Here is a 13,690-nt window from a genome sequence, read left to right as displayed (position 1 = left end):
TTCTGCTTATGAAGGACTTTTCCTTCGCCTTACCGCAAGAGTTTGGTCTTTCATCTAAGTCATAAAAAATTTTTAAAACATACTGAGCCGATAATTTCTTGATAAAAGCTCGAGAAGTTTCAGTCCGGCTATACTGTTTCCTTTTTCATCCAATGCAGGTCCGAAGACACCGATACCAAATTTGCCAGGAACAGCTCCCATTATTCCACCTGATACACCGCTTTTTGCCGGAATGCCTATTTTGATGGCGAATTCGCCTGATGCATTATACATTCCGCATGTGACCATAAATGTTATGCAAATACGGGCGACATCTTCGGGCATAATCCGTTTTCCGTTAAGGGATCCACTCCGTCCATCGCAAAAATCAGCCCAACCCGCGCCAACTCTAAACAATTCATTTCAACTGCACACTGTTTGGTATATAAATCCAATAATGTTTCAACATCTTCTACGATAATTTTATGCTGCTTAAGAAAATAGCATAAAGACCGGTTTAAATCGGCTGTTTCAAATTCAGAACGGGCCACTTTTTCACAATAGCTAATGGAGGTACTGCCGGTTAATTCCCGGATAAAGCCTAATAGCCGGTGAAACCGCTCCTCTACTGAATCTCCTTTTATCATATGAGTGACAACAAGGGCCCCAGCATTAATCATCGGGTTTAACGGTTTGGCTGGAGCCATTGTTTCCAACTTGGCAATCGAATTAAATGGATCTCCAGTAGGCTCCATACCAACCCGTTCAAATACATAATGAAATCCTCTATCCATTAGGACAAAGGCTAAGCTGATCACTTTTGAAATACTTTGCAGCGTAAACTTTTTATCAATATCTCCCGCCGAAATACATCTTCCGTCCGGATCATGAATGGCAATTGACAAATCATTGGGATTTGCTTTTCCCAGCTCAGGAATATAGTCTGCAACCTTGCCTTCTTTTGTATAGGTTTTTGCTTCTTCCAGAAATCGTATTAATTCATCACTTGATTGACATGACATTTTCGCATCACCGAGAGTAGTATAACATTCCAGTCTCATCAAAACAAATGCAGCTTATATTTTGGAGAGTAGTCAAAACAAAGAAGAGACTCGTTCTGAGCCTCTTCTTTATTGTTTCATTTTCGGATCCAGTACATCCCTCAAGCCATCTCCCATCAGGTTGAATCCGAGCACGGTCAATGCAATGGCAATTCCCGGGAAGAACAATGTCCATGGAGCCTGTACAAGATATTGCTTGGAATCAGCCAGCATTTTGCCCCACTCCGGAGTAGGAGGCTGAGCTCCTAATCCAAGAAACCCCAACCCGGCAGCCTCTATGATGGCAGAGGCAATCGCCAATGTCGCCTGGACAATCACCGGGGAAATACTGTTTGGCAGTATGTGGTGCAGGAGGATCCGGGAATCTTTCATTCCAATTGCCCGTGCAGCCATAATATATTCTTCTTGTTTCACACTCAGCACCCTCGAACGAATGAGCCGCCCAAAATTAGGAATATTTATAACGGCAATCGCAATTAAGGCATTTTGCAACGATGGTCCAAGAATGGCCACAACCGCAATCGCAAGCAAAATACTAGGAAAAGCAAGCATTACATCAAATACACGAGAAATAATCGTATCCACCCAGCGCCCATAATAGCCTGCTATGATGCCAAGCAGTGTCCCGGCTATTACGGAACCTAAAACCGAGAAAAAACCGACCCATAATGAAATTCTTGCCCCGTATACAACTCGGGAAAAAATATCACGGCCGAAGTCATCAGTTCCAAACCAATGTTTGCTTGATGGCGGCTGCAGCCTATCTGTCAATGTCTGTCCATCATAACTGTATGGTGCTGCGAGAGGTGCGATGATTGCCAAAATGATAAAAAAGACAACAATGATCAACCCTGCCAAGGCAAGGCGGTTTTTATAAAACGATTGCCATGCCTCTTTCCACGGAGAAATCGTCTTTTCTTCAGTTTGTAATGTAGGAATCTCAACCGTATTTTTCACCAGTTCTGCCACTGTGTTTCCCCCCTCTATTTCGTATACTTAATTCTTGGGTCGATGAAAACATATAAAAGATCGACAATCAAGTTGATCAAGACAAAAAGGGACGCAATAATTAAAATCCCAGACTGGATCACAGGGTAATCACGATAAGTGATGGCATCATATAAATATCTGCCAATTCCCGGCCAGCCGAATATGGTTTCTGTCAGAATCGCGCCTCCGAGTAAAAGTCCTGTTTGCAAACCAATAACCGTCAACACCGGAATAATCGCATTTTTAAAAGAATGCTTGTATACGACCCAAAACATTCTAAGCCCCTTTGCTCTAGCTGTACGAATAAAATCCGATTTCATCACTTCGAGCATCGTTGCCCGAGTCATCCTGGCGATAATGGCCATTGGAATCGTAGCAAGCGCCAGGCTCGGCAGAATTAAATGTTGCAGCACGGTCCAAAACTGGTCAATCCTGCCTTGCATTAGTGTATCAAGTAAATACAAGTTCGTAATCGCGGAGACGGGATCCCTTACATCCTCTCGGCCTGTTGTTGGCAGCCAGCCAAGTTGGATGGAAAAAGCCCATTGCTCCATTAATCCCAGCCAGAAGATCGGCAACGACACGCCAATGAGTGCCAAAACCATGGCTACATAATCAAACCATGAATTGTTGAACCAGGCACTAATAATCCCTGCATTCACACCGATAATAATCGCAATCAGCATCGCCACAATCGTTAATTCCAGTGTTGCCATCAAGTAAGGCCAAATTTCTTCATTAATAGGGCCCCTTGTTCTTAACGAAATACCTAAGTCACCATGGAGTAAGGCTTTGATATATTCAAAGTATTGTATAATCCAGGGCTTATTTAAGCCAAGCTGTTCTGTCAGCTCCCTTACCGCCTCCTTTGTGGCTCTTTGCCCAAGGATAACTTGTGCAGGATTTCCTGGAATGGCATGAATAATGGCAAAAACAACAAGCGTCATCCCGATCAATACCGGGATTAATGAAAAAATCCGTCGGACTGTATAGGTTAGCACCTTTTTCACCTCTTTTTGTAGGGCTGTTAAGATTTTTGCAAGACTATTTAGGTTATGCCAGCTTTATTTGCGGTTTCACCGATTTTATTTGCGGATTTGCCAATTTTATTTGCGGTTTCACCGATTTTATTTGCGGTTTCACCAGTTCTATTTGCGCTTCTTGCCGCTCTTTTTCAAAAAAGGGGAGGCAATGCTCCTCCCCTCTTTCCTTCATTATTTAAATTCTACTTCGCTCAAAACTTCCGAACCTGTTGGATGCGGTACGTAATTTACTACGTCTTTAGATGCCGCCAATAACGGTGTGGAGTGAACAAGCGGGACCCATGGTGCATCGTCGTGAATGATCTGTTGCGCTTGTTTATATAAATCATTTCGTTTGGTCTGGTCAGCTTCCTGCTGTGCCTTAATTAACAGGTCGTGAACTTGAGGATTGTCGTAACGGGAATAATTGTTGCTGCCAATGCTGTCTTTATCTAACAGGGCATATAAGAAGTTGTCAGGATCCCCATTATCACCTGTCCAGCCAAGCATATAAGCATCAAAGTCACCTTTGGTGGCTTTCTGTAAATAAGTAGCCCAGTCAACCGATTGGATTTTTGCTTTAACGCCAATTTTGCTCAAATCTTCCTGAATGACCTCTGCGATTTTCATTCCTTCCGGCATATATGGACGGGCAACAGGCATGGCCCATAAATCCATTGAGAATCCGTTTGGATAGCCGGCTTGTGCTAACAGTTGTTTTGCTTTTTCCAAATCGTATGGATAATCTTGAACGGCATCGTTATACCCTTCAATGGAAGGCGGCATCGGATTTTTTGCCGGGATTGCCTGACCGCCATAGAACGCTTTGATAATGGCTTTTTTATCAATCGCATAGCTTAATGCTTGACGAACAAGCTTATTATCAAATGGTTTGCGGGTCACCGTGAAACCTAGGTAGCCTACGTTCATCGACGGACGTTTGATAATTTGCAGGTTTTTGTTAGCCTTAACCGTTGCCTCATCAGAAGGATTCAAGCCATCCATCACATCGATTTCGCCATTAGCCAAGGCGTTCAAACGGGCTGTATTTTCCGGAATCACACGGAAAATGATTTTGTTTAGCTTTGGCAGACCTTTTTGCCAGTAATCCGGATTCTTTTCAAGAACAATGCGATCATTCTGCTTCCACTCAACAAATTTGAACGGGCCTGTTCCGACTGGATGTTCTCTGAACTTGTCTCCCCATTTTTTCACAGCAGACGGACTGGCAATGCCAAATGGCGACATGGCCAGGTTTTTCAGGAACGGGGCCATTGGCCGTTTCAAGATAAACTGAACGGTATTTTGATCAACCGCTTTTACTTCTTTAATAACATGTCCCGGGTCTTTCTTAAAGCCGCCAAACATAGTGTAATATGGAAATTGCTTTTCATCGCCATTCATCCAACGGTTAAAGTTAAATACTACGGCATCAGCATTGAAATCAGTGCCGTCCTGGAATTTTACTCCCTGCCGCAGATGGAACGTATATGTCAATCCATCTGGAGATACTTCCCAACTTTTGGCCAGCCCCGGATGTAAGGTAGTATCCTGTTTGCCGTAATTGACTAGATTTTCAAAAATATTAATCGTGACTTTAAATGTTTCGCCTTCTGTTGTAGTAATCGGGTCCAATGATGTGGAGTCACCGCCGCGGCCGTATACAAGCGTATCTTTTTTGGAGCCGCTCTTCGTGTCATCCTTTGCCGTACTGCTGGTTGATTTGCTTCCGCAGCCAGCTAGAAACATGCTGATCGCCATTACTGAAATTAGTAGCCATGTAAGTGATCTTTTCTTCATAAGCTTCTGATAACCCCCTAAGTTTAATTATCATAAGTGCTCCCGTCCTACTCGTTATACAAGTGGCAGGCAACATAATGACCGTTTGACTCGTGCTCTTTTGGCCTCGTAGTTTTACAAATATCCATGCACTCGCTGCATCTTGTATGGAAAGCACAGCCTGAAGGAGGATTTGCCGGGCTTGGCAGCTCTCCTTCAATTAAAATCGTTTGCTTCTTTAGATCAGGGTCCGGAATCGGAACAGCGGACAGAAGCGCTTTTATATATGGATGTTTAGGATTTTCATAGAGTTCCTCACTATCGGCAAGTTCTATTAATCTCCCTAAATACATGACACCGACGCGGTCACTGATGTGACGGACAACCCCAAGGTCATGGGCAATAAAAATATAGGTAAGCTGAAATTCTTTTTGGATATCCTTCATCAGGTTCAATACTTGGGCCTGAATGGAGACATCGAGTGCCGAGACAGGTTCATCGGCAATAATTAGCTTCGGTTTGGTCATTAGTGCCCGAGCAATCCCAATCCGCTGGCGCTGGCCGCCGCTGAATTGGTGCGGGTAGCGCTTGGCGTGGTAACTGCTTAAGCCAACCACTTCGAGCATTTCTTTCACCCGTTTTTTCCTTTCCTCCTTTGTCCCAATTCCGTGAACAATCAGAGGTTCCTCTAAGATTTTCTCAATGGAATGCCTTGGGTTTAATGAGGCATAAGGGTCCTGAAACACCATTTGGATGTCGCGACGCACTTTTCGCAAATCAGACTTTGACATGCTTGTAATCTCTTTATCTTCAAAAATAATTCTGCCGTCACTCGCCTCAATTAAACGCATCAAAAGGCGGCCTGTCGTAGATTTGCCACAGCCGGACTCACCGACGATTCCCAATGTTTCTCCTTTTTTCACATAGAAAGAAACATCGTCAACAGCTTTGACTTCTCCTTTTACTCTGCCAAAAATGCCGCCGGTAATTGGGAAGTACTTTTTAAGTCCGTTTACTTCAAGAAGTAACTCCGACACAGGTTTCACTCTCCCCCTTCAACGTATGCAAGAAACACCGCACTTCAGTCCCTAGGTTTTCCAATTGCACTAATTCCGGTGATTCATTATGGCACTTTCCGAAAACTTCGGCACATCTTGCGGCAAATCGGCAGCCCTTTTGAACGGATCCGGGTAATGGTACCGTACCGGGAATGCTGTAAAGCCGGTCTTTCTTCTGCCTTAAATCTGGTACGGATTTCAATAAGCCCTTTGTGTAAGGGTGCTGCGGATTCTTCAAAATGGTCCTGACATCACCTTGCTCTACGATTTGACCTGCATACATGACAATGACGCGTTCACAAATTTCTGCTACAACCCCCAGATCATGGGTAATAAGGATGATGGATGTATTGGTTTTTTTGTTTAGATGCTTCATTAAGGCCAAAATTTGTGCTTGAATCGTAACATCGAGAGCAGTTGTCGGCTCGTCGGCGATCAGCACTCTTGGATTACAAGCCATCGCCATGGCAATCATGACCCGCTGCCGCATTCCCCCGGAGAGCTGATGCGGATATTCTTTGAGTATTCCTTCAGCCCTTGGGATACCAACCAGCCTTAATAATTCAATACACCGGGCCTTTGCATCTGCTTTAGAAAGATCCGTATGTAATTTAAGCGCTTCCATTAATTGATTTCCAACTGTAAACAAAGGGTTCAAAGAAGTCATTGGTTCCTGGAAAATCATTGAAATTTGATTTCCGCGAATGTTTCGCCACTCTTTTTCGGAAATATTTCTCAAATCTTTTCCTTCAAAGAGGATTTCACCACTCTCAATTTTGCCGGGAGGGGAGGGAATCAGCCCCATGGAGGCTAAAGAAGTAACACTTTTTCCGCTCCCTGATTCTCCGACAATTCCTAGAATCTCTCCTTCCCTAAGCTCAAAACTGACCCCGTCAACTGCAGGAAAGAACTTTTTTCCAGATTGAAAGGAAACTTTTAAATTTTTAAGTTGTAAAATCGGTTCTTTACTCACACTTTCACCTGCCTATTGGTTTAAACGTTAAGTTTTATAAAATAATAAATTTTACGAATATTGCTTTAATAATATTTTTACTTTTTTTCGCAAAACTTGTCAATCATTATTTTTCAATCTAGTATTTTCCAACCTTTTGTCTTAAAAATGAGCCTGACACCTATTGGGTGTCAGGCTCCAAAATTATTCCATAAATATTATTGTGATCGTATAAATATTCAGTTAACTTATTCCTGTATAAATTTTGATGGCCTCCCAGCTTGCTTTAAAGCCATCGCTAATTTCTGAATACCTATTTTAATTTCCTCTTCCGTTAGGCCGCCATATCCCATTATAATCGACTGATTGGAATGGGGGCTTGCCCCCAACCAGTATTGTTCTGTTAAATAAATTTTCACTCCGAGCGTTTCTGCTTGTTTTAATAATTTCCTGGCATCCACCTTGCCGCATTCCAACAATAAATGCAGTCCTGCCTTTTGCCCAATGACGGTAACACCTGTTAAAAATTTGTCAATTGCTTCTAACAGCACTTTTTGTTTTGCTTGATAGATGGTTCTCATTTTTCGAATATGCCGGCTAAAATGCCCATTTCTCATAAACAGAAAAAGGGCTTCCTGAATCAAAGGTGAAACAGATTGATTGTAAAAAGAGAATTCAGCTTGAAACCTTTTCATCAGATCATCAGGTAAAACAACATAACTGACACGGGCAGCCGGAAGAAATGACTTCGAAAAAGTCCCAAGATAGATCACGTTTCCATTCGTATCGAGAGATTTTAACGATGGAATTGGCTGACCCTGATATCGGAACTCGCTATCATAATCATCCTCAATGATATAGCTGGAATGTTTCTGGGCCCATTGTAATAGTTTGATCCGCTTATGGATCGGTAGCACCATTCCCATTGGAAATTGATGGGATGGCGTAACATACGCACAAGAAGCTGAAACTTTCTCCAATTCCTCCATATGGATTCCATCTTCCTCAAGAGAAATTGGAACGATTTCACAATGCTGGCTTTCAAAAATGCGGCGGACCTCGTCATATCCCGGATTCTCCATCGCCACTTTTGTATTTCGTAAGGAAAGCAGCTGACATAACAATTGAATTGCTAATTGCGTCCCGGCAGTAAGAATAATTTGGTTGGCAGAACATTGAACCCCTCTAGCCTGAAAAAGGTATTTCGCGATTTCCTCCCGTAGTCCTTTATGCCCCTGCCGATTTCCATATGAATACACCTCTTGATTTGGATCATTCAAGGCATCGATCAGGCATTTTTTCCAAGATTTAATCGGGAAACGACTCAATTCAATATTGCCATAATGAAAATCAATGAATGTTTTTTCTTTTTGCAGCTCCTTATTTTTACTTGCATCGGATGATATTAGATCAGGCTCATGTTTGAAATCAAAGGGGTCCAACTTTAACACAAAATAGCCCTTCTTATCTTTACCCTCGATATATCCTTCTGCAACAAGCTGCTGATAAGCAAGTTCAACTGTATTTTTACTAATATTAAGCGTTTGAGATAGCTGCCGAATAGAAGGAAGCTTTGCTTCTGATGCTAAGCGCCCGCTCTCGATTTGTTCACGAAAATAGTGATAAAGCTGTAAATAAATTGGGCTTGACTCTTCTTTCTTGATAAATGGGCTGACATCCATAGATTCTCCTCCATCTGTCCTTATAAAAAAACATAAATCTGTAACTCCAATATAGGACAGTCCATTTATAAAATGAGTATAGCACAGAAAAAAATGACGAGGTGAAGTACGTGATTCCAATCAGGCAAAAGACTTTAGAATGTAAGGATCAAGAAAAAATCAATTTATTTTTGCATGAGGAGAAAACAGGGTTTTTAGGGTTGGCTGATGGGAAGATGCCATATGTGATCCCGCTTAACTTTGTTTGGCTGGGCGGAGCAATCTATTTTCACGGAGCTGCAGAAGGAAGAAAGGTCACCATTATTAGAGAAAACCCTAACGGCTGTTTCACAGTCAGTGCAAATCGAGGAACCTTAACAAGCCCAATCCCGGCCAAGACAGATACGGCCTATATGAGCGTCATGATTTTTGGGGAAGTTAAATTGGTAACAAACCTCGAAGAAGCGGTTAAAGCCATGCAGAAAATGCTTGATAAATATGTTCCCGGCTATTATGATCAGCCGCTATCAAGCACCCATCTTGAAAAATATCGCTCTTCACTCGGCAGCCATACAGCTGTCTATAAAATAACAGCACAAGAAATAAGTGCAAAGGAAAATCCATTCCAGCCTGAAAAACTTTTCAATAACGGAAAGACACAACATCATGACCAAAAAAAATAGACAGGAGGGCGGACCAAATGACCGCCCTTTTGTTTTTTCATGGATGCCTGTCTATTGTAAGCAAATGTTGGCAAAAATACATTAGCGAGGTGTTTGTATATGAGTGTGCTTGAAGTCATAGGAAGATCTGCGATAGCATTTTTGGTACTGTTGCTTTTGACAAGATTGATGGGAAGAAAACAAATTTCACAGCTTACATTTTTTAATTATGTTACCGGGATATCCATTGGTGCAGTTGCAGGAGATATATCACTGGATCACAGTGTTAAGTTATCTTTAGGAATTATTAGCCTAGCCACATGGTGTGGATTAACCATTATTTTTGGTTTGATCGATATTAAATCCAAAAAGTTTCGTAATCTTGTCGATGGAACACCTGTCATTGTTATAAAACATATGGAGCAATTAATGTAAGCACTGATTGGTTACATGCTCAATTGAAGAAAGCAGGAACTTCCCTTGCCGAAGTATTTTACGCCGAGATCCAAAAGGATGGGACATTGTACATTGATAAACGGAATGATCAAAAAAGAAGAGACTGATTCGAGGCTCATTTTAATTTCTGAGTATTCTTTTTCACAGGTAAAAGTGGTACCAGCCTAATAGGATCTTGCGGTCTCACCTTTCGGAGATTCGTATTCCTTCCTATATTTAGATGACCTTTTTCGATTTGGGAGATAACGATCGTTGGGATGTTAATTTTCATCAATGTATCAAAATCCTTTTATGATGCCCGAAGGATGATCAATTCCATCCGCATCCAATAAAGGTGTAACATTCATAGAAGGGTTGAAATCTCCGTTATTAAGCTGTCCTGCTTGAATTTTCTGATTGTACCCTGGCGCATTTAAAATACCGCCAAAGCCTGCTATGTTGAAGGAATCTCCATGTTGAACTGTCGATGATTTAATGGCTCCAATAAAGATTGGTAACATTCATACGCCCCCTAGTATCGCAGCTGGATCATCTGTCACATCAGGATCATAAATTGGGTTGTGAGTTATCAAGGTATTACCGTCACCGTTGTTTAGTGTACCAATTTGATTTTTCGTGTTGCTTGAAGGATTGATGATAAAAGTCGTACCGATATTAACGGAAGATGAAGCAGTTACAGAATTCACCTTAAGTATTCCAATGCTAATATTCATGATTGACGGGATTTAATCCATTTGTAATCATGGGTACTTTAGACATTTGTGCGTTTTCTGCAATGGGGAACTTCTCATCCCCGAATACAATGTAATCCCCACTCGATTCGCCGTGTTTATTTAAAGTCATTCCGATATTAACGATTCCGTTTAAATTTATTATTTTAAAATTGCCAATATGACAAATTAAATGATCGACTACAGCCATCCCGCACCTCCCGAATGCCCAACTGCTATAGAATATGAATATGAGAATGAAAAGGTGTTTTCGTTTCATTTTTATTTTATGTTTCATTTCGAAGGTGCTTAAGTCAATCATTCAATCCGCCATTCCCTTTTTTAACTCCACTCCAGCAATTCCATTCGATTCCCAAATGGGTCAAAAAGATAGATTTTGATCTATAAACTAAAATACTAATATTTTATAAAAGGTAATAACTTAATCTTATATTTTAAGGCCGGTAAATAAAAGTTCCGTGCTATGTGGACAAATACCCTTTCGAACATAATTTGTTCAGCATATTATGTTAACAAAATGTATGAAAGGATATGGGAAAATTTGCGGGATTTTAGTAGTTTTTCGCAAGGCCATTTAATAACGATTGTCGATGCTTCTGGCAGATCCAGAAGATCGACTGCCAATCAAGCAATATTAAGACCAGGGGAAATTGCCGTTGTATTTTGTTTACCCATTATAGGGGCACCAACACAAAGATTAAGAGATATTAATCTAGGCCCAAATCAATTTGCAAGAATTTTTTGTGATTATACAATTATTGATGTTTTTTGTGAAAGAAGGACAGGGGGGCGTCCGGCAGATACAAGGATGCTGCTTCCCGGACAATTTGTTGTTATCACATGTTCTCGATAAATAGGGCCACGGGGGTAAAATCCCGTGGCTTATTATGTTAGTAATAGGTGCTCTCCGTAAACCCGCATTTTTGGCATGTTCTCATTCCTGTTGTTTCTAGAAAAATATGTTTGCATTGAAGCTGGATGCGGTTGATTTTTCCTTGCAGGTACTGAATCCTTTGTTGTAAACAATCAATCTCTTCTTTTAATTTTTTTATTTCATCGATATAGGTTGGAGCCATCCTGAACAAATTCCTCAGCTTTTTTCTTCATGCCTTCTTCAATGGTTGCCTCATCCAGCGAATTGTCAGAGTTAGCCATTCCTCTAATGTCGTGAGATATTCTCATTGAACAAAATTTTGGTCCGCACATGGAACAGAAATGAGCTGTTTTTGCGCCTTCCGCCGGGAGGGTTTCATCATGGTACTCCCTTGCACGTTCCGGATCTAATGACAGGTTGAACTGGTCTTCCCATCTAAATTCGAAACGGGCTTTCGATAAGGCATTATCCCTGATTTGGGCACCTGGATGTCCTTTCGCCAGATCAGCGGCATGGGCGGCAATTTTATAAGCTATGACGCCTTCCCGAACATCATCCTTATTTGGGAGACCCAAATGTTCTTTTGGTGTTACATAACACAGCATGGCGGTTCCAAACCAGCCAATCATGGCAGCACCAATTGCTGATGTAATATGATCATACCCTGGTGCGATATCCGTTGTTAAAGGACCTAATGTATAGAATGGCGCTTCCTTGCAAATTTCCATTTGCTTATCGACGTTTTCTTTAATCATATGCATTGGTATGTGGCCAGGCCCTTCAATCATAACTTGGACATCATGTTTCCAGGAAATTTCTGTTAATTCTCCAAGGGTTTCAAGTTCGGCAAACTGGGCCTCATCATTTGCATCCGCTATGCTGCCCGGGCGCAATCCGTCACCAAGAGAAACGGAAATGTCATATTGTTTTAGAATTTCACAAATCTCTTCAAAATGGGTATACAAGAAATTTTCCTGATGGTGTGCTAAACACCACTGTGCCATAATCGAACCGCCGCGGGACACAATTCCGGTTATCCTTTTGACAGTTAATGGAATGTAACGTAATAAGACACCAGCATGAATAGTAAAATAATCAACCCCTTGTTCTGCCTGTTCAATTAACGTATCACGATACACTTCCCAAGTTAAATTCTCTGCAATTCCATTCACCTTTTCTAAAGCCTGGTAAATCGGCACTGTCCCAACCGGAACAGGTGAATTGCGGATAATCCACTCACGAGTGGTATGAATATTTTTTCCGGTTGACAGGTCCATAATGGTATCTGCACCCCATCTGGTGGCCCATGTCATTTTTTCAACTTCTTGCTCAATAGAAGAAGTGACGGCAGAGTTTCCAATGTTTGCATTAATTTTCACATGGAAATTCCGTCCGATAATCATTGGCTCACTTTCCGGATGGTTAATATTGGCTGGGATAATGGCTCTTCCACTGGCAACCTCATTACGTACAAATTCAGGATCCAAATTTTCACGGATTGCAATATACTCCATTTCAGGAGTAATGATACCTTTTTTGGCATAATGCATTTGGGTGACAATTTTCCCTTTTTTTGCTCGAAGCGGTGTTTTGTTTATATTCGGAAACCATTCAAGATTTGCTCGCTCATCCCCTTCACGATAGCCATTATCTGCCGGTTTAATTTCTCTTCCCTCATATGCCTCAACATCATTCCGTTCAAGGATCCATTTTTTTCGTAATGCCGGAAGCCCCTTTCGAATATCGACATGATAACTTGGATCTGTGTACGGGCCGCTTGTATCATAAACCCGAATTGGAGCATTATCCTCTTTACCAAACGAAGTAACCGTCGGATTTAGCTGAATTTCCCTCATCGGGACCATAATATCAGGCCGCGATCCTTCCACATACACCTTTTTACTTCCTGTGAATTGTGATTTTAATTCAATATTTACTCCTGTTTGCTGCATGCAACTTCCTCCTTCAATATAATGGTTCGATCCGGAAGTTACAGCATAGTTCATTCTTGACATTCAAAAGAAGCAAGTAATGAAAGACAATAAAAAAAGGTTCTGCATACACAGAACCTGATTTTTGTCTAAAAGTAGTGACGCCCATGGAAAAACAAATGTAGCGCAGTTATAACTACTTCCCTACGCTGGTATGATCCAGATCAGGTTCAAAGGGTCAAAGAATTTAACGCATCCTTCTCTCAGTCCGAGCTCTCGGACTCCCCTAGTAGAGCTTTAGAATATGAAATTCTTGGAATAAAGAATATCATAGTTTATGAAATTTTAAAAGTACTTGTTTCTATTTTTTTCATTTTAGTTAGAAAGGTCCTGTAATCACATCTCGTCCTAATGAAAATACGTTTCGGGACTCCCCTTAAATGATTGCAAAGGATTCTTTGTTTAAGGTGAAAAAAGATAAGTTCATGAAAGAACTCACCCTAGTTCTTTTGTCATAAAAATGTAAGCGTAAAA

Annotated in this window: 14 protein-coding genes, 1 pseudogene and 1 riboswitch; of the genes and pseudogenes, 3 read left to right on the top strand and 12 right to left on the bottom strand. The window is 41.3% G+C overall.

Annotated elements, in window-relative coordinates:
- Positions 1-72: 72 nt before the first annotated feature.
- The 8 genes and pseudogenes from glsA to pdxR all read right to left on the bottom strand — a co-directional run bounded on the left by glsA (position 73) and on the right by pdxR (position 8,523).
- A pseudogene (gene glsA, locus BFU02S_RS10680) lies at positions 73-1,001 on the bottom strand (glutaminase A).
- A 108-nt stretch (positions 1,002-1,109) separates the two neighbouring features.
- Entirely contained in the window at positions 1,110-2,009 is a 900-nt protein-coding gene (gene nikC / locus BFU02S_RS10675; protein WP_066370248.1) for a nickel transporter permease, read from the bottom strand.
- A gap of 14 nt (positions 2,010-2,023) precedes the next feature.
- The gene (locus BFU02S_RS10670) at positions 2,024-3,031 is read right to left on the bottom strand and encodes an ABC transporter permease (RefSeq protein ID WP_066370244.1); all 1,008 of its coding nucleotides are present in this window, start codon (positions 3,029-3,031) and stop codon (positions 2,024-2,026) included.
- 52 nt (positions 3,032-3,083) lie between these two features.
- A complete protein-coding gene (locus BFU02S_RS16755) occupies positions 3,084-3,245 on the bottom strand; it encodes a hypothetical protein (RefSeq protein WP_157075902.1) in 162 nt (53 codons plus the stop codon).
- Positions 3,245-4,852, bottom strand: a complete 1,608-nt coding sequence (locus BFU02S_RS10665; protein ID WP_066370240.1) for an ABC transporter substrate-binding protein — start codon at positions 4,850-4,852, stop codon at positions 3,245-3,247. Before BFU02S_RS10665 ends, BFU02S_RS16755 begins: the two co-directional genes overlap by 1 nt.
- Before the next feature lie 47 nt (positions 4,853-4,899).
- Positions 4,900-5,868, bottom strand: a complete 969-nt coding sequence (locus BFU02S_RS10660) for an ABC transporter ATP-binding protein (protein ID WP_066370236.1) — start codon at positions 5,866-5,868, stop codon at positions 4,900-4,902.
- Positions 5,849-6,862: an ABC transporter ATP-binding protein gene (locus BFU02S_RS10655; protein WP_066370234.1), complete on the bottom strand. Its 1,014-nt coding sequence runs from the start codon at positions 6,860-6,862 to the stop codon at positions 5,849-5,851. The genes BFU02S_RS10660 and BFU02S_RS10655 overlap by 20 nt, the downstream gene beginning before the upstream one ends.
- 227 nt (positions 6,863-7,089) lie before the next feature.
- On the bottom strand, positions 7,090-8,523 hold the full coding sequence (gene pdxR, locus BFU02S_RS10650) for a MocR-like pyridoxine biosynthesis transcription factor PdxR (protein WP_084361073.1): 1,434 nt from the start codon (positions 8,521-8,523) through the stop codon (positions 7,090-7,092).
- Positions 8,524-8,633: 110 nt separating this feature from the next.
- On the opposite strand from pdxR, the gene BFU02S_RS10645 reads away from it, so the two are divergent.
- Together BFU02S_RS10645 and BFU02S_RS10640 are read left to right on the top strand one after the other, a co-directional pair.
- The gene (locus BFU02S_RS10645; RefSeq protein ID WP_235842035.1) at positions 8,634-9,185 is read left to right on the top strand and encodes a pyridoxamine 5'-phosphate oxidase family protein; all 552 of its coding nucleotides are present in this window, start codon (positions 8,634-8,636) and stop codon (positions 9,183-9,185) included.
- 99 nt (positions 9,186-9,284) lie between these two features.
- Positions 9,285-9,599 carry a DUF421 domain-containing protein gene (locus BFU02S_RS10640; protein ID WP_066370232.1) on the top strand — a complete coding sequence of 105 codons (315 nt, stop codon included), beginning with the start codon at positions 9,285-9,287 and terminating at the stop codon, positions 9,597-9,599.
- 299 nt (positions 9,600-9,898) lie between these two features.
- On the opposite strand, the gene BFU02S_RS10635 is transcribed toward BFU02S_RS10640, so the two are convergent.
- Genes BFU02S_RS10635 through BFU02S_RS10625 form a run of 3 tightly spaced genes read right to left on the bottom strand, consistent with a single transcriptional unit; the run spans position 9,899 to position 10,541 of the window.
- Positions 9,899-10,120, bottom strand: a complete 222-nt coding sequence (locus BFU02S_RS10635; protein WP_066370229.1) for a hypothetical protein — start codon at positions 10,118-10,120, stop codon at positions 9,899-9,901.
- Positions 10,121-10,333, bottom strand: coding sequence for a spore germination protein (locus tag BFU02S_RS17690; RefSeq protein WP_066370224.1), 213 nt, complete (start codon positions 10,331-10,333; stop codon positions 10,121-10,123).
- Entirely contained in the window at positions 10,323-10,541 is a 219-nt protein-coding gene (locus tag BFU02S_RS10625) for a hypothetical protein (RefSeq protein ID WP_066370221.1), read from the bottom strand. The genes BFU02S_RS17690 and BFU02S_RS10625 overlap by 11 nt, the downstream gene beginning before the upstream one ends.
- A 351-nt stretch (positions 10,542-10,892) precedes the next feature.
- Here BFU02S_RS10625 and BFU02S_RS10620 point away from each other — a divergent pair, with 351 nt between their 5' ends.
- Entirely contained in the window at positions 10,893-11,204 is a 312-nt protein-coding gene (locus tag BFU02S_RS10620) for a hypothetical protein (protein ID WP_066370218.1), read from the top strand.
- 200 nt (positions 11,205-11,404) lie between these two features.
- Here the strand turns inward: BFU02S_RS10620 and thiC are convergent, their stop codons facing one another.
- Positions 11,405-13,177: a phosphomethylpyrimidine synthase ThiC gene (gene thiC / locus BFU02S_RS10610; RefSeq protein WP_066370207.1), complete on the bottom strand. Its 1,773-nt coding sequence runs from the start codon at positions 13,175-13,177 to the stop codon at positions 11,405-11,407.
- Between the two features lie 163 nt (positions 13,178-13,340).
- Positions 13,341-13,454: riboswitch (TPP riboswitch) on the bottom strand.
- Between the last annotated feature and the right edge of the window lie 236 nt (positions 13,455-13,690).

It is taken from the genome of Neobacillus fumarioli NBRC 102428 (assembly GCF_001591485.1).
Lineage (GTDB): Bacteria > Bacillota > Bacilli > Bacillales > Cytobacillaceae > Neobacillus > Neobacillus fumarioli.
Note: the sequence above shows the minus strand (reverse complement) of the source record. Positions and strands in the feature narration are given on the sequence as shown.

What these genes read in the sequence shown, in the direction of transcription:
- BFU02S_RS16755 (WP_157075902.1), bottom strand. Translation starts at nt 3,245, where the DNA reads ATGAAGGAAAGAGGGGAGGAGCATTGCCTCCCCTTTTTTGAAAAAGAG.
- BFU02S_RS10665 (WP_066370240.1), bottom strand. Translation starts at nt 4,852, where the DNA reads ATGAAGAAAAGATCACTTACATGGCTACTAATTTCAGTAATGGCGATC.
- pdxR (WP_084361073.1), bottom strand. Translation starts at nt 8,523, where the DNA reads ATGGATGTCAGCCCATTTATCAAGAAAGAAGAGTCAAGCCCAATTTAT.
- BFU02S_RS10640 (WP_066370232.1), top strand. Translation starts at nt 9,285, where the DNA reads ATGAGTGTGCTTGAAGTCATAGGAAGATCTGCGATAGCATTTTTGGTA.
- BFU02S_RS10635 (WP_066370229.1), bottom strand. Translation starts at nt 10,120, where the DNA reads ATGTTACCAATCTTTATTGGAGCCATTAAATCATCGACAGTTCAACAT.
- BFU02S_RS17690 (WP_066370224.1), bottom strand. Translation starts at nt 10,333, where the DNA reads ATGAATATTAGCATTGGAATACTTAAGGTGAATTCTGTAACTGCTTCA.
- BFU02S_RS10625 (WP_066370221.1), bottom strand. Translation starts at nt 10,541, where the DNA reads ATGGCTGTAGTCGATCATTTAATTTGTCATATTGGCAATTTTAAAATA.
- thiC (WP_066370207.1), bottom strand. Translation starts at nt 13,177, where the DNA reads ATGCAGCAAACAGGAGTAAATATTGAATTAAAATCACAATTCACAGGA.